Below are 24,590 nucleotides of genomic sequence, written 5' to 3' on the forward strand. Positions count from 1 at the left end.
AAGGAAAAACAGGACATTTTACACTGCTATATGTGATTGATATATAGTGTTTTTTTCGATATATTTAAACCATGAAAACGAATCAAGTTAATGACCGCTGGATTGTTCAATTTCGAAAAGGGATTTTCGAGCTGGCCATCCTATCCCTTCTGCGTTCTAAACCGATGTACGGTTATGAGCTGACGTCATCCTTAAAAACCACCTCGGCGCTGGCTATTTCAGAGGGAGCGATTTATCCGATTTTGAAACGTATGACCGAGAAGGGATGGATCGAATTTTTTTGGGAAGATTCACTGGACGGCCCGAAAAGAAAGTATTACAAAATGACGCAAAAAGGAGAAGAAATGTTAAAAGAACGGCTGGAGAAATACCTGGAAACCCATCAAGCCTTACTGTCTTTATCGGGGGATTTGCTATGAATGGACAGCTTATCATTGACCGATACATGGAGGAACTAAATGCAGAGCTGGCGAATATGCCTGATGTAGAGAGAGAAAACGCTATCGACGAATTAAAGGGGCATATCACCGCTTTCGTTCAAGACAGAATCAAAGCCGGCCTTAGTGAAGAGGAACTGCAGGAAGCTGTTGAATCTGAATTTTCTCATCCGAAGGAGCTTGCCGAATTGATGATGGGTGATGGGGGAGAGACGAAAAGGAGGAGGTCTTTATTGGGCAAAAGCTGGATTTCGGTCCTTCTCATTGTCACGATTATCGCCCTGCCGCTGCTGCCGTCCGACTTCAGACATCTGCCGCTGGCTGTTTATTTAATGGTGCTCGCCGGATATGTATGGAAGCGGAAAAAATTGGTGATGTTTGCAGGTGTCAGAAAAAACAAAATGCGCTCTCAAAAGGAGATTGTCAAGATTTCGCGAGTCGGTGCGGTTTATCTGCTGTTTTTAGCAGTGGTGCTCCTTTTGAGCCCGTTCCTCAATGCGCTTGTCGTCCTGCTGCTGATTGCAGTAAGCTGCGCCGCTTTTTTTCTTTTTCTTAACATCAAGTAATCTTGTAGGAGGCTGTAAGATGGAAATCAGCATCAATTATCTATTAATTGTCATCGCGCTTTTATTCTTTGTGGTTGCCTATTTTGTCGGAATCAAAAAACAAACCTGGATGTTGGCTGGGTTTAACGAGGCGCGTATACGGGATAAAGATCGGCTGGCCAGAATAGCAGGCTACTTTTTCTTGAATTCCGGTTTGTTCATTTTGCTGAATAGTTTTATCTCATTTCAAGGTCAGGAGCAGCTCATACCTCCGCTTATACTGGCATATGGAGCAGGGGTTATTATTTATGTCAATAAAAAATTAGTAGAGTAGAAAAAGAAGGGCAGAGCGAAATATCTCTGCCCTTCTTTTTTGGGAAAATAAGAACGAAGCACCACATACAAGTTTTTGTATTTTTGATAGGATGAAGAAAAATGGTAGATTCCAAAATAGGAAGGATGTGGTGTTTTGCGCAACTTGACCAAGACATCTCTATTACTGGCCGGCTTATGCACAGCGGCCCAAATGGTTTTTGTAACACATGCCTCAGCTGAAGAAAGCATCGAATACGACCATACGTATCAAACCCCTTCATACATCATCGAAAAGTCACCGCAGAAGCCGGTACAAAACACAACCCAGAAAGAATCGCTATTTTCCTATCTTGACAAGCATCAAACGCAGTTTAAGCTCAAAGGGAATGCGAACAGCCATTTTCGCGTTTCGAAAACCATAAAGGATCCAAAGACAAAACAAACGTTTTTTAAATTAACGGAGGTTTACAAAGGAATTCCGATTTACGGCTTTGAACAAGCGGTCGCGATGAAGGAAAACAAACAAGTGAAAAGTTTCTTTGGAAAGGTGCATCCGCAAATCAAGGACGTCTCCGTCACACCGTCTATTTCTGAGAAAAAAGCAATACATACAGCAAGGCGTGAGCTCGAGGCTTCCATTGGAAAAATCGAATATCTTGATGGGGAACCAAAAGGCGAATTATATATCTATCCACACGACGGTGAATATGATCTCGCCTACCTTGTGAGACTCTCGACATCTGAACCTGAGCCTGGCTATTGGCATTATTTCATCGATGCCAAAAACGGAAAGGTCATCGAGTCCTTTAATGCCATTCATGAAGCGGCAGGTACAGGAATCGGCGTGTCAGGTGATGAAAAAAGCTTTGACGTCACAGAACAAAATGGGCGCTTTTATTTGGCTGACGAAACAAGGGGAAAAGGGATCAATACATTTGACGCGAAGAACCTGAACGAAACCTTGTTTACGCTTTTGTCTCAACTGATCGGGTATACGGGCAAAGAAATAGTCAGCGGCACGTCCGTATTTAATGAACCTGCGGCTGTAGACGCACACGCAAATGCGCAAGCCGTTTACGATTATTACAGCAAGACATTTGGCCGTGATTCTTTTGATCAAAACGGAGCAAGGATTACGTCTACCGTGCATGTCGGCAAACAATGGAACAATGCTGCGTGGAACGGTGTCCAGATGGTATACGGGGATGGAGACGGTTCGAAATTTAAGCCGCTGTCTGGATCGCTCGACATTGTCGCGCATGAAATCACACACGCAGTCACACAGTATTCCGCCGGTCTTTTATATCAAGGAGAACCCGGTGCATTAAATGAGTCCATTTCTGACATTATGGGCGCGATGGCTGACCGTGATGATTGGGAGATCGGCGAAGATGTCTATACTCCTGGTATTGCAGGAGATTCATTGCGGTCATTGGAGGACCCATCTAAGCAGGGAAATCCAGATCATTACTCGAACCGCTACACAGGAACAGAGGATTATGGCGGAGTCCATATCAATTCGTCCATTCACAATAAAGCAGCTTATCTTCTTGCAGAAGGAGGCGTGCACCACGGTGTACAGGTTGAAGGGATTGGGCGTGAAGCAAGTGAACAAATTTACTATCGGGCTTTAACATATTATGTAACGGCATCTACAGATTTCAGCATGATGAAGCAAGCGGCGATTGAAGCTGCCAATGATTTATACGGTGAAGGCTCGAAGCAATCAGCTTCAGTCGAAAAGGCGTATGAGGCTGTCGGCATTCTATGAGCAAACAAAAACAGTCAGGACACAGAGTCTGACTGTTTTTGTTTGCTCATTTTCTTAAAAAGAATATCGCCAATGTACCTGGACCGGCATGCGAGCCGATGGCTGAACTGATTGGATGCATAATGATTTCTTTCGGCTTGAACGCTTCCTCAATCAGGTGTTTCATATCCGTGGCTTTTTCTTTGTTCGCGGCGTAGCTAATCCCGACGGTTTGATTGCTCCAATCATCCCCGCGCTCTTTCATAAGCTCGATGATCCGTTTGAAAAGTTTCTTCTGTCCGCGAATTTTTTCCAGAGGCACAAGCTTGCCGTCCTCCATCTGAAGCAGCGGTTTAATATTCAACAGGCCGCCGACAAAAGCGGACGTTTTGGATATCCGGCCGCCCCTCGCGAGATATGTTAAATCATCAACGGTAAAAATGTGTTCAAGCTGGCTGCAAAAGTTCTTTACAGACGTTTCAATTTCTTGTATTGTATTCCCGTTGATACAGAGATCGGCAGCATGCCGGACAGCCAGACCGTATCCTAATGAAGCGCATTTGGAATCAATGACCCGCAAATCGAAATCGGGGAATTCCTCCTTCACTTCATTGGCGATCATTACAGCTGTCTGATACGTGCCGGAGAGACCTGAGGAAAAGGCAATGTAAAGAGCGGGATCACCTGTTTCGGCATATTGCAAAAACACATTTTTAATCGTTTGCGGTGAGGCTTGGGACGTCTTAGGCGTTTCTCCATTTTGCATCGCTTCAAATATTTGATCCGCATGAATTGTGACTGCATCTTCGAATTCTTTATCGCCGAGAGAAACCCTGAGCGGAATAAAGCCAATGCCTTTTTCTTCAAAATAAGAACGAGGCAAATCAGTGGCGCTGTCAGCGATGAGATGAACTGTCATATTGCTTCCCTTCTTTCCGTTATCGCTCGTTATCATGAGAGTTAAGCCAACTATATCATATTAATTTGCCAAAATCGTGTTCAAATATTTGTTTTAAGGGAAAACATAATAAAGAAGAAAGAGCGGAGGAACATGCCATGGTACTAGATCAAACAAAAAAATTACTCATCGTCATCATCGGCGCTTTACTCAATGCTGCCGGGCTGAACTTATTTTTGATACCTGCAGATGTATATGCCAGCGGATTTACAGGTGTTGCCCAGCTTTTATCAAGCGTCGTTGATCAATATGCCCCCTTTTACATATCGACGGGAACGCTCTTGTTCCTCTTAAACATTCCGGTCGGTATTTTAGGATGGCTGAAGGTCGGCAAATCGTTTACAGTGTACAGCATTTTAAGTGTCGCACTCACTACTCTGTTTATGGGGATCCTGCCGGAAACAAGCCTGTCACATGACATTTTGCTGAACGCGGTGTTCGGCGGCGTCATTTCCGCAGTCGGTATCGGCTTAACATTAAAATACGGAGCTTCGACAGGCGGGCTTGATATCGTCGCCATGGTACTTGCAAAGTGGAAGGATAAACCCGTCGGCACGTATTTCTTCATTCTGAACGGGATTATCATCTTGACGGCAGGATTATTGCAAGGTTGGGAGAAAGCATTATATACCCTGGTTACACTATATGTGACAACGAGGGTGATCGACGCCATTCACACTCGCCACATGAAGCTTACGGCAATGATTGTGACGAAAAAAGCGGACGAAATCAAGGAAGCCATTTACGGAAAAATGGTGCGCGGCATCACAACTGTTCCGGCAAAAGGAGCATTTACGAACGAACAGAAAGAAATGATGATTATCGTCATCACGAGGTATGAACTGTACGATTTAGAAAAGATCGTCAAAGAAGTTGATCCAAAAGCATTTACGAACATCGTTCAAACGACAGGGATTTTTGGTTTCTTTAGAAAAGACTGACGAAAGCAGGTGGAAGTCGTGAAACGGCTGCTTGTGATGCTCCTCCCCGTGCTGCTTTTGATAGGCTGCGGGAAAGATGAGCAGACAGAACCCGATAAGGAGGTATCAGGCGGAATGGAGAATCAAGAGGTTGTTTTATCTATTGACGCAATTCAGGAGCCTGAACAAATCAAGTTTAACATGTCGCTGAAGAACCAAAGCGAACGTGCTATTGAGTTTCAATTCAGCACAGGGCAAAAATTTGAACTTGTCGTGTATGATTCTGAGCACAAAGAAAGATACCGTTATTCGAAAGAAAAAATGTTTACGCAGGCTTTTCAAAACCTGACGCTTGAATCTGGAGAAACATATGATTTCTCTGATGTGTGGAAGGAAGTCCCTGAGCCCGGAACCTATGAGGTAAAGGTGACATTTAAGGGCAGGGCGGAAAATCTCAAGCAGGTTCAGGCTGTTCAGCAGTTTGAAGTCAAATAAGAGGCTATGGCGAGTCGCCATAGCCTTTTTTTATTGCAGTTTGTCCAGCTGATTTTGAAATTGATGCAACTGTTGACGTTCCGCATCTGTCGAATTGGCATACGCAGAAGATACAGCATTTTTGGCTCTCAGAATCGCTTGCTCCTGATCGCCTTCCTCAAAGCCGTTTGTCACCATGACCGCCTGTTGAACAAATGATTTTGCCTGCTGAAACAGTTCATTTCTCATTTAATATTCATACTGCCTTTCAGCCGAGTCTCGTGCCGCGGCATGCTGGTGAGCTTCTTCTAAAGTAGACCGATATGGAAATCTTGCGGCGTGTAGCCCGATGGAGTCTTTACCCTGCTGAATAAACCTTCTGGATTTGCTTCGTTTACCCATTTTGAGACTGCCCCCTTCCATACTTTGACGAGATGAGTCGTCTTCAATAGTATGGTGGGGTAAAGTAAGGTTTATGAGTGGGAAAAATTAATACGGACCTTCTTTAAAGTGAGAAATATTCTTTCAAAAACCTTGCCACGCCGTCCTCTTCATTTGTGGCCGTAGTTCGGTTGGCAATCTGCTTGACCGCGTCAATTCCATTTCCCATTGCAACGCCGCAGCCTGCAAATTCAAGCATTTCCAAATCGTTATCCTCATCTCCAAAAGCAATGATCCGCTCCCTCGGCACGCCGTAATAATCGCTGATTTTCTGCAGGCCGACCGCTTTATTCATGCCGCTTTTGATAATTTCAATGACATGCCAAGGAGCGGCCCATCTTCTATGGTCGATCACCTCGGCATGCACATCCGATAAATATGAGCGTATTGCCGGCACATCCTCTTCCTTTGCATGTATGAGTACGGACGTCACATCTTCACCGAGATTTTCCCGCAAGTCTCCGACCGTTACATTTGTTGTGTTCATGTTAAAGGCATCTATCAGGTGCTCATCATGGTAATGAAAGTATACGTCGTCAATCACTTCAGCAAGCACGTTATGTACGTTGTAGCTCTCGCTGATATCCACGAGCTGTTTGACAACATCAAGCGGCAGTGACGTATGATACCGTCCCCAGCTGTCGTCTTGCGGATGATGGACAAATGCTCCGTTAAAATTGACAATTGGCGTTGTCAGCTCCATCTGCTGGTAGTACATGGAACTTGAACGATACGGACGGCCTGTTGAGATGCAGACATAATGCCCGTCATCTTTTAGGCGCTGTATCGTATGAAGGGTGTTTTCAGATATGGTTTTATCATCCTTTAATAATGTTCCATCTAAATCTAATGCGATTAAATAGGGTTTTGTCTCCATGAAAAGCTCCTTTAACCTTAGATTTTGCTTGTTTTGCCTTACTTACAGTGTAGCTTTTTACCATCTTTATTGTCTACATGTTACACTTATGATTATGGTTATCCTAAGGAGGGGCACATTGTGATACAAATTGAGAATCAAACCGTTTCCGGTATTCCGTTTTTACATATTGTAAAGGAAGAGAACAGGCACCGCGCTGTTCCTCTCGTGATCTTTATACATGGTTTTACAAGCGCGAAGGAACACAACCTTCATATTGCTTATCTGCTTGCGGAGAAGGGTTTTAGAGCCGTTCTGCCGGAGGCTTTGCACCATGGGGAACGGGGAGAAGAAATGGCTGTTGAAGAGCTGGCGGGGCATTTTTGGGATATCGTCCTCAACGAGATTGAAGAGATCGGCGTACTTAAAAACCATTTTGAAAAAGAGGGCCTGATAGACGGCGGCCGCATCGGTCTCGCAGGCACGTCAATGGGCGGCATCACAACGCTTGGCGCTTTGACTGCATATGATTGGATAAAAGCCGGCGTCAGCCTGATGGGAAGCCCGAATTACGTGGAGCTGTTTCAGCAGCAGATTGACCATATTCAATCTCAGGGCATTGAAATCGATGTGCCGGAAGAGAAGGTACAGCAGCTGATGAAACGTCTCGAGTTGCGGGATCTCAGCCTTCAGCCGGAGAAACTGCAACAGCGCCCGCTTTTATTTTGGCACGGCGCAAAAGATAAAGTTGTGCCTTACGCGCCGACCCGGAAATTTTATGACACGATTAAATCCCATTACAGCGAGCAGCCGGAACGCCTGCAATTTATCGGAGATGAAAACGCTGACCATAAAGTCCCGCGGGCAGCTGTGTTAAAAACGATTGAATGGTTTGAAACGTACTTATAAAGCACTAAGTTATTAACAAGAGCTGAATTTACGTTATACTGTAGAAAAAAGGAGTGAGGGAACGTGGAAGAAGCATTAAAAGAAAACATCATGGGCGCCCTGGAACAGGTTGTCGATCCTGAGCTTGGCGTTGATATCGTGAACCTCGGCTTGGTATATGACGTTGATATGGATGAAGATGGCTTGACGCACATCACCATGACGCTAACATCAATGGGATGCCCTTTAGCGCCGATTATCGTGGATGAGGTGAAAAAAGCATTAGCGGACCTTCCTGAAGTGAAAGACACAGAGGTTCACATTGTATGGAATCCGCCTTGGACTAGGGATAAAATGTCCAGATACGCAAAAATTGCGCTTGGCATTCAATAAAACAAAAAAGGACAGCCTGACATGTGAGGCTGTCCTTTTTTACAGCTGAAAGGAGTGAAAGGAAATGATGTACCTGCTGGCAGTTTTATGCCCGCCGCTTGCTGTTTTGTTTTCGGGAAAACCGTTTCAGGCCTTGCTGAATCTCATATTGACCTGTATCTTTTGGCTGCCGGGCGCGATTCACGCCTGCTTTATCGTCGCCGACCGCCGTGCCGAAAAACGGGCAAGAAGATAATTTGGAAAAATGAGGACGCAGTCATGGTATAATGGTCATAAAAACAGCAGGGAGAGCACTATGAAAAAGAAATTGCTTGCATTCGCGCTTTGTACTGGCGCGTATGCGGCCCTGTTTGCGTACTCTGTGAACTCAGAGCAAAAAACAGCCACAAGCGAGATGACGGATGTCAGCCGCCTGATGCCTGTAAAAATAAAGCAGACAGTGAAAGGGCAGGAAGAGGAAATGCTCATTGACACAGTCAAAGAGGCAAATCGAAAAAACATAAAAATTTCAATCGCCGGGGCCCAGCACTCCATGGGCGGCCATACATATTATGAGGACGGCATCGTTCTCGACATGACGGGCTACAACAAAATCCTGTCACTCGATCAAGAGAAGAAAACCATCAGGGTGCAAAGCGGTGCAACGTGGAATGATATCCAGAAATACGTGAATCCATACGGACTCGCGGTAAAAGTCATGCAGTCACAAAACATTTTTACAATCGGCGGATCTCTCAGCGCAAATGCACACGGACGTGATATTCGCTACGGCTCGCTAATTGATACAGTCAAATCATTCCGGCTTTTAAAAGCTGACGGGATGATTATCACTGTCACTCCAAAAGATGATTTGTTTACGGCGGTCATCGGAGGGTACGGCCTTTTTGGCGTGATTCTTGATGTAACGCTTGAGCTGACAGATGATGAGCTGTATGTCATGAAGACAGAAAAAATGAATTACAGCACATACTCAGACTATTTTTCAAAGCATGTAAAAGGAAATCCAGATGTCCGAATGCATCTGGCGCGAATTTCAACAGCGAAAAAAGGATTTCTGAAAGACATGTATGTCACGAATTACGTATTGGCTAATCATCAGGATCAGCTGTCCTCATACAGCGAACTTAAAGAAGACGAGTATACGGGAGCCACAAAGTTTGCACTCGGCTTGTCAAGACGGTATGAATGGGGGAGGAATTGGCTGTGGGACACACAGCAATCCTATTTCCTGAGCCAGAACGGCACAGAGATTTCACGCAATAACGTCATGCGGTCCGAATCAAAGTTTCTTGAGTATGAAAACAATGACAACACAGATGTTTTGCAAGAATACTTTGTGCCCGTGAAGGAGTATGGGTCCTATATTGATGACCTGAGACAAACGCTGTCGGACGAAGATCTGAACCTGCTGAACATTACGATCCGCTACGTGCAGAAAAATGAAAAGGCCGACCTTTCCTATGCGAAGGACGATATGTTTTCGCTCGTACTATTAATAAACGAGGGCTTTTCAAAAGAAGACCAGGCAGATACCGCCCGAATCATCAGGCGCATGACAGACGTTGCCATCAAGCACGGCGGCAGCTATTATCTGCCTTATATGACCTACCAGACAAAAGCGCAAATGAGACAGGCATATCCGAAAAGTGAAGCGTTTTTTCAGAAAAAACGAACCTATGACCCGGATGAGCGCTTTATGAATTACTTTTATCAGAGGTATAAATAATGGGGAAAAACAAATTAAAATGGCTGACATTATCACAAAGCAGCGTGTTTTTCGCAAGCAGCTTAATCTTTCCGTTTTATATTCTGTTTGTGAAAAATATCGGCTCAAGCTACACACAGTTCGGTTTTTCCTACGGATTGTTCGGGTTGAGCGGAGCGCTTATTTACCCGCTCCTCGGACGGCTGTCTGAAAGGTTTGACAGCCGTTATTTTCTGCTTCTGAACTCGTGGGGGATGGCTGTTCTGCTTTTATATGTCCCGCATATCGGAAGCGTCGTTCAAGTGTATATCGTCCAAGTGCTGTTAGGGCTCTTTGGAGCGATGCAAAAGCATGGAGAAAAAGTGCTGATCGCTAATTTTACAGACAGTGGAGAGCGTGGAAAGAAGATCGGGAATTACCATTTTTGGACAGCTGTCTTTTCAGCAGCAGCCATTATGCTCGGGGGCTTTCTCGCTGACTTTTTCACAGTGCAAATGATTTTTTATGCAAGCTCTATTCTATATTTTTTGAGTGGATTGATGATGATGAAAACAGGCTGACGCGGTCAGCCTGTTTTTTTATGCGGCTGAAATGCGGCACCGCATCAACGTTTTTGTGCTGGAGTCGTGCTGATTTTTTTTGAGCGGAATTCCCATTGAACAGAAAATTTATAAATGAATAAAAATATTAAATATACGATTGAATTAATTTTTATTCATGTTATAATGTTAAATAATTTCACAAAGACCAAGAGGGTGAACTTGTTTTGAAAATAGGAATTGTAGGTGCTACAGGATATGGAGGCACCGAACTTGTCAGGATTCTTTCGCATCATCCTCATGCAGAGGAATGCATACTTTATTCATCCAGCGGAGAAGGGAATGTCTATAGCGAGGGTTATCCTCATCTTACCGGCTTAGCGGATCAGCAGCTGAAGCCGATTGATATGAATACGATCAAACACGAAATAGATATCATGTTTCTCGCTGCGCCGCCCGGAGTATCAAGTGAATTGACTCCAAAGCTGGCAGACGCGGGAATTACGGTTATTGATCTGTCAGGTGATCTGAGGATAAAAGAACCGGCTGAATATGAAAAATGGTATAAACGGACAGCGGCACCGAAGGCGGTGATTCAAGAGGCGGTATACGGTCTGGCAGAACTGAATCAACTGCAAATTCAACAGGCGAAACTCATTGCCAATCCAGGCTGTTTTCCAACAGCTGTTTTGCTTGGCCTCGCGCCATTGGCTCAAAAGAAACTGCTCGATGAATCTTTCGTTATCGTTGACGCGAAGACCGGTGTTTCCGGAGCGGGAAGAAAAGCATCCATGGGAACTCATTTTTCTGAGCTGAACGACAATTTTAAAATTTATAAAGTCAATGAACATCAGCACACGCCGGAAATTGAGCAGGCGCTGAATGAATGGCAGCCAGGTCTCGGGCCCATTACATTTTCGGCTCACTTGGTTCCGATGACAAGGGGCATCATGGCGACGATGTATACCAGATTAACCTGTGACCTAACCGCAGATGACCTGCATGATTTATATTCGGAATTTTACCAAGATTCATATTTTGTGAGAGTGAGGCCAAAAGGTCAGTACCCGCAAACGAAAGAAGTGTACGGCAGCAATTTCTGTGATATCGCCGTGACCCTCGATGAGAGAACGAACAGAGTCACGATCGTCTCGGTAATCGATAATTTAATGAAGGGTGCCGCCGGTCAGGCAGTGCAAAACTTTAATTTGATGAATGGCTGGAATGAAGAAACTGGACTCACCATCACGCCAATTTATCCATAGAACGGGAGAGAATCGAACCATGATTCAGTTAAGTGAAGATCAAATTGTAAAAGTAACAGGTGATGTATCCTCGCCAAAAGGGTTTCAGGCAAAGGGTGTGCATTGCGGACTGCGCTACTCGAAAAAAGACCTCGGCGTCATTATCAGCGAGACACCGGCCGTGAGTGCAGCAGTTTATACCCAAAGCCACTTTCAGGCTGCTCCGATCAAAGTGACACAAGACAGCTTAAAGCACGGACCGACACTGAAAGCCGTCATCGTCAACAGCGCCATTGCCAACGCCTGCACGGGAGAACAGGGCTTAAAGGACGCATACACAATGCGGGAGAGCTTTGCTTCACAGCTTGGCATTGAGCCGGAGCTTGTCGCTGTTTCATCAACGGGTGTCATCGGCGAGCATTTAGACATGGAAAAAATCCACGCGGGGATCGAACTGCTGAAAGAAACACCTGCGGGATCAGGCGATTTTGAGGAAGCGATTTTAACAACTGATACGGTGATCAAGCAGACGTGCTATGAACTGGCAATCGGCGGCAAAACAGTCACGATCGGCGGAGCGGCCAAAGGCTCTGGGATGATACACCCGAACATGGCCACGATGCTGGGATTTGTGACAACTGACGCGGCAATCGAAGAAAAAGCGCTGCAAAAGGCGCTTCGGGAAATCACTGACGTTTCATTTAACCAAATCACAGTTGACGGAGAAACATCCACGAACGACATGGTATTAGTTATGGCGAATGGCTGCGCCGAAAACGAGTGCCTGACAGAAGACCATCCAGACTGGCCGGTCTTTAAAAAAGCGCTCTTGCTCACTTGTGAGGATCTAGCTAAAGAGATTGCCAGAGACGGAGAAGGCGCGACAAAACTAATTGAAGCCCAAGTACAGGGAGCGAAAAACAATCTTGATGCAAACGTCATTGCCAAAAAGATTGTCGGCTCAAATCTTGTAAAAACGGCAGTATACGGAACAGATGCCAACTGGGGGCGGATCATCGGAGCCATCGGACACTCCGCAGCACAGGTGACGGCAGAAGAAGTAGAGGTTTATCTTGGCGGCCAATGCCTGTTTAAGAATAACGAACCTCAGCCATTCTCTGAATCTATCGCCAAGGAATACCTTGAAGGAGATGAAATCACCATTGTCATCAAGATGGCTGAAGGGGACGGAAACGGGAGAGCGTGGGGCTGTGACCTGACCTATGACTATATCAAAATTAACGCGAGCTATCGCACGTAATAAAGGGGAGCGAAATGAAGAAAACAATCGTTTTTAAATGCGGGGGAAGCGTCATCCGTGAGCTGTCGGAGGAATTTTATCAAAATCTGAAAGAGCTGAGGGCGTCAGGCTGGAAGCTGGCAATCGTACATGGCGGGGGACCGGAAATCACAAATATGCTGAAACGGTTAAATATCAAGACAGAGTTTTCGGGCGGACAGAGGAAAACAACGAAGCCGGTGCTGGAAGTGGCGGAAATGGTTTTATCCGGTTCTGTCAATAAATTTTTCGTTGCTGAGCTTGCCAAACACGGACTGCGAGCCGCGGGCATTTCTGGTAAGGATGGCGGTCTTTTGGAGGCTGATTATCTAGATCCGGAAACATACGGAGAAGTGGGAGAAATCAAAAAAGTCGATGCGTCCATGGTGAACGCGCTGATGGAAAATGGCATCATCCCCGTTATTGCGCCGCTGTCTATGACAAGCGACTGCAAAACGCTGAATGTAAATGCTGATCTGGCTGCTTCAGCAGTCGCCGGAGCGCTTGAAGCCGATAAGCTGATGTTCGTCACGGATGTCGATGGAATCATGAAGGAAAAGCAGCGTCTGGACGTCCTGACCCCTAAGGAGATTCAGATGCTGATCAAGCAGGAAGTGATCACAGGAGGGATGATCCCGAAGGTCAATTCAGCCTTGTCAGCTTTATCAGATCAGGTGTCTGAAGTCATGATCGTAAACGGTAAAGGATCATTCTTCGCAGAACAAACCTTTCAAGGGACAAAAATTGTCAAAGCAAAGGAGGCTGTTTCATGAGCAGCTTGTTTCAAACCTACGGCCGTTGGGATATTGACATCAAAAAAGCAAAGGGAACGTACGTTGAGGATCAAAACGGCAAAACGTACCTTGATTTCATTCAGGGGATTGCGGTATCAAATCTAGGACACTGCCATGAAGCGGTGACAGAGGCAGTCAAAAAACAGCTTGACAGCGTATGGCACGTATCCAACCTGTTTCAAAACAGTCTCCAAGAGCAAGCGGCGCAGAAGCTGGCAGCGCATAGTGCGGGAGATCTTGTCTTTTTCTGCAACAGCGGCGCGGAGGCGAATGAAGGTGCGATAAAGCTTGCCAGAAAAGCAACTGGAAAAACAAAAATCATCACTTTTCTTCAGTCGTTCCATGGCCGCACGTATGCAGGGATGGCTGCGACCGGACAGGATAAAATCAAAACAGGCTTCGGCCCGATGCTTGGAGGCTTTCACTACCTGCCATACAATGATCCTTCTGCTTTTAAAGCTCTTGGGGAGGAAGGCGATATTGCCGCGGTGATGCTTGAAACAGTGCAGGGAGAAGGAGGAGTCAATCCGGCGAGTGCTGAATTTTTATCAGCCGTACAGTCGTTTTGCAAGGAAAAGCAAGCCCTTCTCATTATTGATGAAATCCAGACCGGCATCGGACGGACGGGAAAAGGCTTCGCATATGAGCACTTCGGACTCTCACCGGATATCATCACAGTCGCCAAAGGATTGGGAAACGGCTTTCCGGTCGGCGCTGTCATCGGAAAGAAACAGCTTGGAGAAGCGTTTACCCCTGGTTCTCACGGAACGACTTTCGGAGGAAACATGCTGGCGATGGCTGCTGTGAATGCCACATTGCAAATTGTATTCCAGCCTGACTTTTTGCAAGAGGCTGCTGACAAAGGGGCGTTTTTAAAAGAACAGCTTGAGGCAGAGCTAAAGAGCCCTTTTGTTAAACAAATCCGAGGTAAAGGATTAATGCTTGGAATTGAGTGTGATGGCCCGGTTGCTGACATTATTGCTGAATTGCAGACATTAGGCTTGCTTGTATTGCCGGCCGGCCCGAACGTGATTCGGCTGCTGCCGCCGCTCACCGTGACTAAGGATGAAATAGCAGAAGCCGTCAGCAAGCTGAAACAGGCAATCGCTCATCATTCCGCTGTAAACCAGTGATTTTTTTTCGATATAAAGGCATAAAAATTCATTTTTATAATTAATTATTCATCAAGAGGTGGGCTGTTAGATGGAAGGTTATTTAGTGTTAGAAGATGGGACATCGTTCAGCGGCGAGCTGGACGGTCATGAAAACTGCACGGGAGAAGCTGTTTTTTTCACAGGAATGACAGGCTACCAGGAAGTGCTGACAGATCCATCATATAAGGGACAGATTATTGTATTTACCTACCCGCTGATTGGCAACTACGGCATAAATGAAAAGGATTTTGAAAGCAAGAAACCGCAAGTAAAAGCCGCGGTTGTCTATGAGGCGTGTGATCACTTTTCTCATTATGAAGCGGTATACAGCCTCAAGGAGTATCTACAGAAATGGAATATTCCGCTGTTAACCCATGTTGATACGAGGGCTGTCGTGAAGAAAATCCGGGCAAACGGGACGATGGGTGCGACAGTCACAGCCTCTAAAGAAGGAGCTGAGATTGCCCTTCAACCAGAGAATGTGGCAGAGCAGGCTTCCGCCCAGGAAATCAGCACATTCGGCGACGGGAATAAACATATCGCTCTCATTGATTTTGGCTATAAAAAGTCAATCGCATCATCACTTGTCAAACGAGGCTGCAAGGTTACCGTGGTGCCATACCAGCAAATGGAGGCCGTATACAACATCAAACCCGATGGAATTGTGCTATCGAACGGACCTGGAGATCCGAAAGCCATTCAGCCATATTTAGGAAAGATCAAAAGCATCATCAGCCGCTTTCCGACTCTAGGCATTTGTCTCGGACATCAGCTGATCGCGCTCGCGTTTGGAGGGAATACTTTTAAGCTGCCATTCGGGCACAGGGGAGCTAATCATCCGGTCATCGACCGTAAGACGAAACGGGTCTTTATGACAAGCCAAAACCACAGCTATGTGGTTGATGAACAGTCGATTAATGAAGAAGAGCTCACCATCAGGTTTCATCATGTCAATGATACGTCAGTTGAAGGGCTTGCCCATAAAAAACTGCCTGTCATGAGTGTTCAATTCCACCCGGAAGCCCATCCCGGACCTGCGGAAAGCGAATGGATTTTTGATGATTATCTAAAGAATGTGATACCAGCAAGGAGAGAAATCGCGCATGCCTAAAGACACCAGTATTTCAAGCATATTAGTAATTGGCTCAGGCCCGATCATCATCGGGCAGGCGGCAGAATTTGATTATTCAGGCACTCAAGGGTGCATCGCGCTGAAGGAGGAGGGCTACCGGGTAATTCTCGTCAACAGCAATCCGGCGACAATTATGACTGATGAAGCCTTCGCTGATGAAATTTATTTTGAGCCTCTGACAGCAGAAAGCCTGACAGCCATCATTAAGAAAGAACGGCCTGATGGGCTTCTTGCCAATTTAGGCGGTCAGACCGCGTTGAATTTAGCGGTGGAGCTTGAAGAAACGGGTGTTTTAAAAGAGCACGGCGTCAAACTCCTCGGCACATCCGTTGAAACGATACAAAAAGGAGAGGACCGGGAAAAATTCCGTTCGTTAATGAATGAATTAAAACAGCCTGTGCCGGAGAGTGAAATTGTTGATAACGAGGCCGATGCCCTCCATTTTGCGGAATCCATCGGTTTTCCTGTTATTATCAGACCAGCTTACACATTAGGCGGAAAGGGCGGAGGAATCGCCCCTGATAAAGAAGCCTTTACAGCTATGATTAAGCAGGCGCTATTAGCAAGCCCGATCAATCAATGCCTTGTCGAAAAAAGCATTGCCGGCTTTAAAGAAATTGAATATGAAGTCATGCGTGACAGCAATAACACATGCATTACCGTCTGCAATATGGAAAATATCGATCCGGTCGGCGTGCATACAGGTGACTCTATCGTTGTGGCGCCGTCACAAACATTGACAGACGAAGACTATCAAATGCTGCGGACAGCAAGTCTGACGATCATCTCAGCACTTGATGTTGTAGGCGGCTGCAACATTCAATTCGCGCTTGATCCATTCAGCAAGCAATATTACGTCATTGAAGTGAATCCGCGTGTAAGCCGGTCATCGGCTCTCGCATCTAAAGCGACCGGTTATCCGATTGCGAAGATGGCCGCGAAACTGGCAGTCGGATACACTCTTGACGAGCTGAAAAATCCGCTCACAGGCTCGACTTACGCAAGCTTTGAACCGGCACTGGATTATGTGATCGTCAAATTTCCGCGCTGGCCGTTTGATAAATTCAAAAACGCAGACCGCAAGCTTGGCACAAAAATGAAAGCCACCGGTGAAGTGATGGCGATTGAACGGAATTTAGAAGCGGCGATACAAAAGGCAGCCGCGTCGCTTGAATTAAAAAATATCGGGACACACCTTCCAGAGCTCAGCGGGTTGTCAATTGATACGCTATGGGATTTGGCAATCACTCCGGATGACCGCAGATTTTTCGTTGTCATGGAGCTGTTGAGCCGCAGCGTCTCGATTGATGACATCCATGAAAAAACAAAAATTGATCCGTTTTTCCTTCATACCTTTGACAACATCATCAAATTGGAAAACCGCCTGATGGAAGCAGGGAGCGATCTCTCTTTTGAATTATTGAAGAAAGCAAAGGAAAAGGGATTCTCAGACGCAACGATTGCCTCGCTGATCAGCAAAACAGAAGAAGAGGTGCGCGCGCTTCGCAAGGAGATGGGCATTACGCCTTCCTTTAAAATCGTAGATACATGCGCGGCAGAGTTTGATGCGAAAACAAACTATTTTTACTCCACATATTTCGGAGAGACCGATGGAGACATCAGCCGCAAAGAGAAAAAACGCGCGCTCATTATCGGATCAGGCCCGATTCGGATCGGCCAAGGCGTTGAATTTGATTACAGTGCTGTTCACGGTGTGCTGACACTGCAAGAGCTTGGGTTCGAAACCATCATGATTAACAATAACCCGGAAACTGTCAGCACCGATTATGAAATTGCGGACCGCCTGTATTTTGAACCGATGACAACGGAGCATATTGTAAACGTGGCGGAGCAGGAAAATATTGATTTTGCAATTGTGCAATTTGGCGGTCAAACTGCAATCAATGCTGCTGAAGCGCTCGAAAAAGCCGGCATTACTCTTCTTGGCACATCATTTCAAACGCTCGACGTGTTAGAGGATCGGGATCAATTTTATCAGCTTCTTGACGAGCTGGGATTGAAGCACGCAAAAGGAGAAATTGCTTATACAAAAGAAGAAGCCGCTTCAAAAGCGAGTGAGATCGGCTATCCGGTGTTAATCCGCCCATCTTACGTTATCGGCGGAATGGGCATGATCATTGTTGACTCGCAAGCCCAGCTTTCTCAGCTGCTGAATGATGAGGACAGCATGCCATACCCGATTTTAATTGATCAGTATGTGTCTGGAAAGGAAGTCGAAATTGATTTGATTTCCGACGGCGAGGAAGTCTTTATCCCGACATATACCGAGCATATTGAACGGGCAGGTGTCCATTCAGGGGACAGTTTTGCCATTCTTCCCGGACCGTCCATCACGAGCGGGCTGCAGCAGGGCATGAAAGATGCGGCACAAAAAATTGCCCGAAAACTTTCATTTAAAGGCATCATGAACATTCAATTTGTGATCGACAATGGAAACATACTCGTTCTTGAAGTGAATCCGAGAGCGAGCCGCACGGTTCCTGTCGTCAGCAAAGTAATGGGCGTTCCGATGATTCCGCTCGCCACACGTCTGCTGGCGGGAGCGTCCTTAAAAGATCTAAATCCGGCAGTTCAAAATCATCATGGAGTTGCCGTGAAGTTCCCTGTTTTTTCTTCTCATGCGATCCAGGATGTGGATGTCAAGCTTGGACCGGAAATGAAATCAACGGGAGAAGGCATGTGTGTCGCATATGATTCTAACAGCGCCTTGAAAAAAATCTATACAAGAGTCTGGAGTCAAAAAGGAAGCATTTATTTGCAAAACGTTCCGGAAGATGTGAAGGAGTTAGCAGAAAACGCAGGTTTTACAATACATGAAGGAACATTTGCCTCATGGATGGAACAGGAAGGAAACTCGCTCCACATTAATCTGAGCGGTTCTGAAGAAGCACGCAAAGAACGTTTGGAAGCCATGACGCACGGCATCCCCGTCTTTACAGAAGAAGAAACTGTGCGGGCGTTTTTACAAAGCGGTTCAGGCCATCCGCAGCCTGTATCTCTCAAAGACCTCTATAAAAAGGAAGTGGCATCATGCACACAGTGACGCAAACCAGTTTATACGGAAAAGATTTATTAACGTTAAAGGACCTTAGTGAAGAAGATATAAACGCCTTGCTCGCAGAAGCCGGTGAGCTGAAACAAAACAAAATTCAGCCTATATTCCATGGCAAAACCTTGGCGATGATTTTTGAAAAATCATCAACGCGGACCCGTGTTTCATTTGAAGCGGGCATGGCGCAGCTGGGCGGGAGCGCCCTCTTTCTAAGCCAGAAAGATCTGCAGCTGGGGCGCGGTGAGACTGTCGCTGATACGGCAAAAGTGCTGTCAGGCTATGTGGATGCCATCATGATCCGGACCTTTGAACATGAAAAGGTGGAGGAACTTGCCAAAGAAGCTGACATTCCGGTGATCAATGGACTTACCGATAAATACCACCCATGCCAGGCGCTGGCGGATCTCTTGACGATTAAGGAGATAAAAGGGAAGCTTAAAGGCGTAAAAGTCGCGTACATCGGTGACGGAAATAACGTGGCGCACTCCTTGATGATCGGCTGCGCGAAAATGGGCTGTGATATCTCGATCGCTTCACCAAAGGGATATGAAGTGTTAGATGAAGCAGCTGAAGCGGCAAAGACATATGCACTTCAATCCGGCTCTTCTGTCACGCTGACAGATGATCCGATTGAAGCTGTAAAAGACGCGGACGTGATTTATTCTGATGTGTTTACAAGCATGGGGCAGGAAGCGGAAGAGCAAGAACGTCTTGCTGTCTTTGCGCCTTATCAGGTGAATGCGGCGCTGGTCAGCCATGCCAAGCCTGACTATACATTTTTACATTGTCTCCCTGCGCATCGCGAGGAAGAAGTGACTGCGGAGATTATTGACGGGCCGAACTCTGCAGTGTTCCAGCAGGCGGAAAACCGTCTTCATGTGCAAAAAGCACTGCTGAAGGCCATTTTATATAAAGGGGAATCATCAAAAAACTGCTGAGCCAAACTCAGCAGTTTTTTTGATGGCAACATATTCACAGCCGCTTAGGCGCATACTACAGCAAAAAGGAAAAGGAGGAAAAACAGTGGGACAGCAGCACCAATTCCGGCCCGGACAGAAAGCGCCTAATAACGGTGTCTACGTAGAAATCGGCGAGACAGGGAGCATGGTTAAAAACCCTCAAAAGGTCCATCTGTCAGCAGGGGAAATGTTCCCCGAAACATCAAACCACAACCGGCTGTGGACCTACAAAAGAAAGCCGTGACCACTAAAAAACCCAAAACAATAAATGTTTTGGGTTTTTGGCTTTTTAATGCTGGCTTGCATTTTTGTTCATAGGCATGATTTCTGCTAAAACCATGATTAAGACATACAGTACAACAGCAATGACAGATGATGTTTTGAAATTATACGTAACGCTGTTCATGCTTGCAACCAAGTAGCATGCCATATGTGATAAAAGGAACGTCCAAATAAAGGCAATAATATATCGCACGTTTCCACCTCGTCCTTCTCATTCTATTCTAAAAGTTATCATACCATACAAAAAGCGAAGGGGGAATCCAATTTTAGCAGAAAGTGAGGTGACAAAAGAGTCTGATTCGTCACACTTTAATGGTAAAATATAAAACGTCAATCAGTATAATAGCCAAAAATGTAAAAGGCTAGGACTTTACCTTATTCGTTTCTTTTCTATTTACATAAGATAGCGTGAGATGAAGTGTGAAAGGAGGCGGGCAAGCGATGGGAATAACGGAAAGATACTTTCAACTGGGAACGGAGCATAATGTCATTCATCTGCCCTATCGCCCGAACGGCTTCGGCATCTTTATCTTGGGGGACAGAACCCACTTTGTCGGACATGATTCAAGCTTTTGGCAGCAGCATTATGGCAGAAATCAGCTTCTGAGCATGTTGATGAATGAAGGATACACTCTTTTTAACAGCAATCTGTTCGGAAGGCATTGGGGGGCGGAAAAAGCAGTCACCTATGCCAAACAGCTGATACATTCTGTGCTGAAGCAGGAAATCCTCAATCCGAAGATTCATATTTTAGCAGAAGGCATGGGTGCTCTCGTGGCCGATGAACTGCTTCGTTTTTCCCCGGATCATATCCGCTCAGCCGCAATGTTGAATCCTTGTCTCGATCTTCAGGCACATTATGAATCGGAAAAAGAAAATAAATTTTTCTATAAGCAATTTTTGAAAGAAGTATCGAAAAGCTACGGAATTTCTGAAAAAGAAGCGGAAGCGATTCGTTATAAAACAATTCAAAGCTACCCGAGCGGCGTACCGGTTCATATATGGCAGCGTATGACCGGAGCTCCATATCCCTACAGCGTACATGCGGAAGTTTTCAAGGAAAAACAGCAAAAGCAAGGCTCACCGGTCGACATGACATTTCATTTATTTGAGCATCCAAGCAGAATTTATGCATCAATTTGCAAATTCTTTCATAGTCATGAAAAAGAATTATAGAGAATATAATGACAACAGCCTTCTCTTTTGCGGAGGCTGTTTTGTTTTGGGAAATGAAAAACCGGAAGGGCGGCAGATGCAATGGAATCAACGCTGATTGTAGGTGCGGACGAATTTTTCGGCCTTTCATTATGTGAGCGAATGATGGATGAAGGCATACATGTTGACGTTGTTCTGGCGGAAACAGAAGATAAAATGAGACAAATGTACTTAGAAGAAAGACTCATGTGGCTTGGGAGAAATGAACTCTTTCGCCAGCTTGAACACATTGGAGACCAAAATTATGATACAATTTGTATCCAGTTCGGAAGTTTTTTGCCTTTAGACCAATATGATTCTCCTTATATTTTAGTATATGAAGAAGACCGAAAAGAATGGGATAAACGTGAAAAAACAGGCTCGGAAAAAACCGTGATCCTGCCGAAAATGTACGGGCCATGGAAAGAAGAAACAGAGGAAGACGGCTATTACACAAACGACGTGGCTGACGAGTTGCTGAGATTCCTGTTAGAACCAAGCCGTCATAGCAAAGATCAGCTTTTTGAATTGCAAGTCACAGAGAAAACCTCAAAAGAAGAAGCAAAAACAAAAATTATCGAGTGGAAAAGACAATTTTCATCAATTTTCGACAAATATTAAGAAAAACCTTCCATGTTTCGAGTTTTCTAGATACAATAAACGTATAAAAATAATACATGTTATAGCTTGTCAAAAGGAGTTGAACATGACTTGATCACAAGGCTTGTCATGATCTTTTCTGTCCTCCTTTTATTGAGTGGATGTGGACAAACTCCGTTCAAAGGAAAAATTGAGAAGGTCGGCATGCTCTTTCCTGATACGATTAATGACCTCGTATGGGGCACAAAAGGGTATAAAGGATTACTGAATATACAATCCAAATACAATGTGGACGTCTATTATAAAGAAGGCGTTAAAACAGAAGAAGATATCATAAATGCGATTGAGGATTTTCATAAGAGGGGCGTCAATCTGCTCTACGGCCATGGGAGTGAATATGCTGAGGTGTTTAACTTGGTCGGCGAAGATTATCCAGATATGGAATTCGTCATTTCCAATGCGAAAGCGAAAGCTGATAATGTAACAAGTGTCCATTTTAGCGGGGAAGCAATGGGCTTTTTTGGAGGAATGACTGCTGCCCATATGTCGAAAACGAATCAGGTCGGTGTAATTGCTTCCTTTACGTGGCAGCCTGAGGTTGACGGTTTTATCAAAGGGGCCAAGTATGAAAATCCGGATATAGAGGTAAATACGAAATATACGGATCATTGGGATGATGATACAACAGCAGTAAAGCTTTATCAGAAAATGAAGAACGAAGGCGCGGATGTTGTGTATCCCGCCGGAGACGGGTATAATGTTCCTGTTATTCAGCAAATCAAAAAAGACGGTCTTTATGCCATAGGCTACGTCACAGATCAATCGGATCTGGGCGAGAATACCGTATTAACCAGCACGGTGCAAAATGTGGACAAGGCCTATGAAATCATTGCTGAACAATTTAATAAAGGCACCCTTGAGGGCGGCGATCATTACTACGACCTGAACACGGGAGTCGTTGAGATGGGAACATTCAGCCCGCTCGTCGATCAAGACTTTCAGCAAAGAATCGCCAAGCTGATCAAAACATACAACAAAACAGGCGAGCTGCCAAAAAACGAGTAATGGAGTGACGTCACATGCAGCACGAAAAATCACTTGAATTCTTGCAAATTGCCATGAAATATCTCCCTGAAGCGAAAGAACAGCTTGAGAAATCAGGCATTGAGCTCTCAATGGAGGCCATCCAGCCGTTTATGAATCTATTTACAACGGTAATGGCGGAAGCTTATGAGCTTGGCAAGTCTGACGCTAAATCTGAAACAGAATAAGAAGAAGCCACTTTTTTGAAAGTGGCTTTTCACATGATTTTCTTTTTAATAGCGGAGAGCATGGGCGCAAGCTCCTTTAAAGCGGGCTTGATTTGATCAAGAGAGTTCATAATTGAACCGATTTGGTCCATAATATGCATGTAATTAATCGTCTCTTCGTCGTTTGTCTGAGAAACCTGAGAAACTTCCTCTTGCTGTTCCTCCTCCTTCTCTTCTGTTGGTTTTGCTGCATCGCCGAACATCATTCTTGAAAACACATCCAACTGCATACGCCTCCTTTCCATATACCATACTCTATGAGTAAGATGAACTGATAGTTTAGACGAATATATTGCCATGTGAAAAAAAATAGGATAGAATTAGTACCTGATACTAATAATTGATCACAACCTGATTGATCTTCTAAATTTAAGATATAAAGGAGTCTTCCCTAATGAAAGCTGGAATACTTGGTGTTGGACGTTACATTCCTGAGAAGGTTTTAACAAATCATGATCTTGAAAAAATGGTTGAAACTTCTGACGAGTGGATTCGTACAAGAACAGGAATAGAAGAAAGAAGAATCGCAGCAGATGATGTGTTTTCATCACATATGGCTGTTGCAGCAGCGAAAAATGCGCTGGAACAAGCTGAAGTGGCTGCTGAGGATCTGGATATGATCTTGGTTGCAACTGTTACACCTGATCAGTCATTCCCTACGGTCTCTTGTATGATTCAAGAACAACTCGGCGCGAAGAAAGCGTGTGCTATGGATATCAGCGCGGCTTGTGCGGGCTTCATGTACGGGGTTGTAACCGGTAAACAATTTATTGAATCCGGAACCTACAAGCATGTTCTAGTTGTTGGTGTAGAGAAGCTCTCAAGCATTACCGACTGGGAAGACCGCAATACAGCCGTTCTGTTTGGAGACGGAGCAGGCGCTGCGGTAGTCGGGCCAGTCAGTGATGACAGAGGAATCCTTTCATTTGAACTAGGAGCCGACGGCACAGGCGGTCAGCACTTGTATCTGAATGAAAAACGACATACAATCATGAATGGACGAGAAGTTTTCAAATTTGCAGTCCGCCAAATGGGAGAATCATGCGTAAATGTCATTGAAAAAGCCGGACTTTCAAAAGAGGATGTCGACTTTTTGATTCCGCATCAGGCGAACATCCGTATCATGGAAGCTGCTCGCGAGCGTTTAGAGCTTCCTGTCGAAAAGATGTCTAAAACTGTTCATAAATATGGAAATACTTCTGCCGCATCCATTCCGATCTCTCTTGTAGAAGAATTGGAAGCCGGTAAAATCAAAGACGGCGATGTGGTCGTTATGGTAGGGTTCGGCGGAGGACTAACATGGGGCGCCATTGCAATCCGCTGGGGCCGATAAAAAAAGGTGAGGTGC

At 45.3% G+C, this 24,590-nt stretch carries 30 protein-coding genes; 24 read left to right on the forward strand and 6 right to left on the reverse strand.

The genetic code is table 11. The features are described from left to right. Window positions 1-71 precede the first annotated feature (71 nt). The 4 genes from NST22_RS05990 (at window position 72) to nprB (ending at window position 3,068) form a co-directional block, all read left to right on the forward strand. The gene (locus NST22_RS05990; protein ID WP_003245674.1) at window positions 72-419 is read left to right on the forward strand and encodes a PadR family transcriptional regulator; all 348 of its coding nucleotides are present in this window, start codon (window positions 72-74) and stop codon (window positions 417-419) included. After that, on the forward strand, window positions 416-1,003 hold the full coding sequence (locus NST22_RS05995) for a hypothetical protein (protein WP_003244996.1): 588 nt from the start codon (window positions 416-418) through the stop codon (window positions 1,001-1,003). The genes NST22_RS05990 and NST22_RS05995 overlap by 4 nt, the downstream gene beginning before the upstream one ends. 19 nt (window positions 1,004-1,022) lie before the next feature. Continuing rightward, the gene (locus tag NST22_RS06000) at window positions 1,023-1,316 is read left to right on the forward strand and encodes a DUF3784 domain-containing protein (RefSeq protein ID WP_003233021.1); all 294 of its coding nucleotides are present in this window, start codon (window positions 1,023-1,025) and stop codon (window positions 1,314-1,316) included. A 135-nt stretch (window positions 1,317-1,451) separates the two neighbouring features. Continuing rightward, window positions 1,452-3,068 carry a neutral protease NprB gene (gene nprB / locus NST22_RS06005; protein ID WP_009966979.1) on the forward strand — a complete coding sequence of 539 codons (1,617 nt, stop codon included), beginning with the start codon at window positions 1,452-1,454 and terminating at the stop codon, window positions 3,066-3,068. A gap of 46 nt (window positions 3,069-3,114) precedes the next feature. Here nprB and NST22_RS06010 read toward each other — a convergent pair whose 3' ends face one another. Continuing rightward, window positions 3,115-3,966 (reverse strand): DegV family protein, encoded by an 852-nt coding sequence (locus NST22_RS06010; RefSeq protein ID WP_003245785.1) that lies wholly within the window; start codon window positions 3,964-3,966, stop codon window positions 3,115-3,117. Between the two features lie 137 nt (window positions 3,967-4,103). On the opposite strand from NST22_RS06010, the gene NST22_RS06015 reads away from it, so the two are divergent. Continuing rightward, the gene (locus tag NST22_RS06015) at window positions 4,104-4,946 is read left to right on the forward strand and encodes a YitT family protein (protein WP_003245017.1); all 843 of its coding nucleotides are present in this window, start codon (window positions 4,104-4,106) and stop codon (window positions 4,944-4,946) included. Between the two features lie 18 nt (window positions 4,947-4,964). Continuing rightward, window positions 4,965-5,420, forward strand: coding sequence for a BsuPI-related putative proteinase inhibitor (locus NST22_RS06020; RefSeq protein ID WP_003244660.1), 456 nt, complete (start codon window positions 4,965-4,967; stop codon window positions 5,418-5,420). A gap of 30 nt (window positions 5,421-5,450) precedes the next feature. On the opposite strand, the gene NST22_RS06025 is transcribed toward NST22_RS06020, so the two are convergent. The 3 genes from NST22_RS06025 to yitU all read right to left on the reverse strand — a co-directional run bounded on the left by NST22_RS06025 (window position 5,451) and on the right by yitU (window position 6,717). Beyond that, window positions 5,451-5,648: a DUF3813 domain-containing protein gene (locus NST22_RS06025; RefSeq protein WP_003245613.1), complete on the reverse strand. Its 198-nt coding sequence runs from the start codon at window positions 5,646-5,648 to the stop codon at window positions 5,451-5,453. Next, window positions 5,649-5,801, reverse strand: coding sequence for a hypothetical protein (locus NST22_RS06030; protein ID WP_003245103.1), 153 nt, complete (start codon window positions 5,799-5,801; stop codon window positions 5,649-5,651). Window positions 5,802-5,904: 103 nt separating this feature from the next. Further along, window positions 5,905-6,717 (reverse strand): 5-amino-6-(5-phospho-D-ribitylamino)uracil phosphatase YitU, encoded by an 813-nt coding sequence (yitU, locus tag NST22_RS06035; protein ID WP_003233007.1) that lies wholly within the window; start codon window positions 6,715-6,717, stop codon window positions 5,905-5,907. 120 nt (window positions 6,718-6,837) lie between these two features. Here yitU and NST22_RS06040 point away from each other — a divergent pair, with 120 nt between their 5' ends. The 13 genes from NST22_RS06040 (at window position 6,838) to NST22_RS06100 (ending at window position 20,100) form a co-directional block, all read left to right on the forward strand. After that, window positions 6,838-7,605 carry a prolyl oligopeptidase family serine peptidase gene (locus NST22_RS06040; protein ID WP_003233006.1) on the forward strand — a complete coding sequence of 256 codons (768 nt, stop codon included), beginning with the start codon at window positions 6,838-6,840 and terminating at the stop codon, window positions 7,603-7,605. Between the two features lie 63 nt (window positions 7,606-7,668). After that, entirely contained in the window at window positions 7,669-7,977 is a 309-nt protein-coding gene (locus NST22_RS06045) for a metal-sulfur cluster assembly factor (RefSeq protein ID WP_003232998.1), read from the forward strand. A 64-nt stretch (window positions 7,978-8,041) separates the two neighbouring features. Continuing rightward, on the forward strand, window positions 8,042-8,212 hold the full coding sequence (locus NST22_RS06050) for a YqaE/Pmp3 family membrane protein (RefSeq protein ID WP_003232996.1): 171 nt from the start codon (window positions 8,042-8,044) through the stop codon (window positions 8,210-8,212). Between the two features lie 60 nt (window positions 8,213-8,272). Then, window positions 8,273-9,703, forward strand: a complete 1,431-nt coding sequence (locus tag NST22_RS06055) for an FAD-binding oxidoreductase (protein WP_003232994.1) — start codon at window positions 8,273-8,275, stop codon at window positions 9,701-9,703. After that, a complete protein-coding gene (locus NST22_RS06060; protein WP_003232993.1) occupies window positions 9,703-10,242 on the forward strand; it encodes an MFS transporter in 540 nt (179 codons plus the stop codon). Before NST22_RS06055 ends, NST22_RS06060 begins: the two co-directional genes overlap by 1 nt. Before the next feature lie 206 nt (window positions 10,243-10,448). Further along, window positions 10,449-11,486 (forward strand): N-acetyl-gamma-glutamyl-phosphate reductase, encoded by a 1,038-nt coding sequence (gene argC / locus NST22_RS06065; RefSeq protein WP_003245768.1) that lies wholly within the window; start codon window positions 10,449-10,451, stop codon window positions 11,484-11,486. Window positions 11,487-11,505: 19 nt separating this feature from the next. Then, entirely contained in the window at window positions 11,506-12,726 is a 1,221-nt protein-coding gene (gene argJ, locus NST22_RS06070; RefSeq protein WP_003232989.1) for a bifunctional ornithine acetyltransferase/N-acetylglutamate synthase, read from the forward strand. A 14-nt stretch (window positions 12,727-12,740) separates the two neighbouring features. After that, a complete protein-coding gene (gene argB / locus NST22_RS06075; RefSeq protein WP_003232987.1) occupies window positions 12,741-13,517 on the forward strand; it encodes an acetylglutamate kinase in 777 nt (258 codons plus the stop codon). After that, window positions 13,514-14,671 carry an acetylornithine transaminase gene (locus tag NST22_RS06080; RefSeq protein ID WP_003232985.1) on the forward strand — a complete coding sequence of 386 codons (1,158 nt, stop codon included), beginning with the start codon at window positions 13,514-13,516 and terminating at the stop codon, window positions 14,669-14,671. Before argB ends, NST22_RS06080 begins: the two co-directional genes overlap by 4 nt. 70 nt (window positions 14,672-14,741) lie before the next feature. Continuing rightward, the gene (locus NST22_RS06085) at window positions 14,742-15,803 is read left to right on the forward strand and encodes a carbamoyl phosphate synthase small subunit (protein WP_003232984.1); all 1,062 of its coding nucleotides are present in this window, start codon (window positions 14,742-14,744) and stop codon (window positions 15,801-15,803) included. Continuing rightward, window positions 15,796-18,888, forward strand: a complete 3,093-nt coding sequence (locus NST22_RS06090) for a carbamoyl phosphate synthase large subunit (RefSeq protein ID WP_003232982.1) — start codon at window positions 15,796-15,798, stop codon at window positions 18,886-18,888. Before NST22_RS06085 ends, NST22_RS06090 begins: the two co-directional genes overlap by 8 nt. Next, entirely contained in the window at window positions 18,876-19,835 is a 960-nt protein-coding gene (argF, locus tag NST22_RS06095) for an ornithine carbamoyltransferase (RefSeq protein WP_003232980.1), read from the forward strand. The genes NST22_RS06090 and argF overlap by 13 nt, the downstream gene beginning before the upstream one ends. Window positions 19,836-19,920: 85 nt before the next feature. Continuing rightward, the gene (locus NST22_RS06100) at window positions 19,921-20,100 is read left to right on the forward strand and encodes a YjzC family protein (RefSeq protein ID WP_003245356.1); all 180 of its coding nucleotides are present in this window, start codon (window positions 19,921-19,923) and stop codon (window positions 20,098-20,100) included. A gap of 45 nt (window positions 20,101-20,145) precedes the next feature. Here the strand turns inward: NST22_RS06100 and NST22_RS06105 are convergent, their stop codons facing one another. After that, window positions 20,146-20,331, reverse strand: coding sequence for a DUF2929 domain-containing protein (locus NST22_RS06105; protein ID WP_003245236.1), 186 nt, complete (start codon window positions 20,329-20,331; stop codon window positions 20,146-20,148). 248 nt (window positions 20,332-20,579) lie between these two features. Here NST22_RS06105 and NST22_RS06110 point away from each other — a divergent pair, with 248 nt between their 5' ends. From NST22_RS06110 to comZ, 4 genes are all read left to right on the forward strand, one after another. Beyond that, on the forward strand, window positions 20,580-21,314 hold the full coding sequence (locus tag NST22_RS06110) for a hypothetical protein (protein ID WP_003245223.1): 735 nt from the start codon (window positions 20,580-20,582) through the stop codon (window positions 21,312-21,314). An 81-nt stretch (window positions 21,315-21,395) separates the two neighbouring features. Beyond that, entirely contained in the window at window positions 21,396-21,953 is a 558-nt protein-coding gene (locus NST22_RS06115) for a hypothetical protein (protein WP_003232974.1), read from the forward strand. A 90-nt stretch (window positions 21,954-22,043) separates the two neighbouring features. Beyond that, on the forward strand, window positions 22,044-22,997 hold the full coding sequence (med, locus tag NST22_RS06120) for a transcriptional regulator Med (RefSeq protein ID WP_003245494.1): 954 nt from the start codon (window positions 22,044-22,046) through the stop codon (window positions 22,995-22,997). 14 nt (window positions 22,998-23,011) lie between these two features. Further along, entirely contained in the window at window positions 23,012-23,203 is a 192-nt protein-coding gene (gene comZ / locus NST22_RS06125; RefSeq protein WP_003224559.1) for a ComG operon transcriptional repressor ComZ, read from the forward strand. A gap of 29 nt (window positions 23,204-23,232) precedes the next feature. On the opposite strand, the gene yjzB is transcribed toward comZ, so the two are convergent. Continuing rightward, window positions 23,233-23,472 (reverse strand): spore coat protein YjzB, encoded by a 240-nt coding sequence (yjzB, locus tag NST22_RS06130; protein WP_003232972.1) that lies wholly within the window; start codon window positions 23,470-23,472, stop codon window positions 23,233-23,235. A gap of 164 nt (window positions 23,473-23,636) precedes the next feature. On the opposite strand from yjzB, the gene fabH reads away from it, so the two are divergent. Then, window positions 23,637-24,575 (forward strand): beta-ketoacyl-ACP synthase III, encoded by a 939-nt coding sequence (fabH, locus tag NST22_RS06135; protein ID WP_003232971.1) that lies wholly within the window; start codon window positions 23,637-23,639, stop codon window positions 24,573-24,575. The last annotated feature ends 15 nt before the right edge of the window (window positions 24,576-24,590 follow it).

This window comes from Bacillus sp. PS237, from assembly GCF_037963345.1.
Taxonomy (GTDB): domain Bacteria; phylum Bacillota; class Bacilli; order Bacillales; family Bacillaceae; genus Bacillus; species Bacillus subtilis.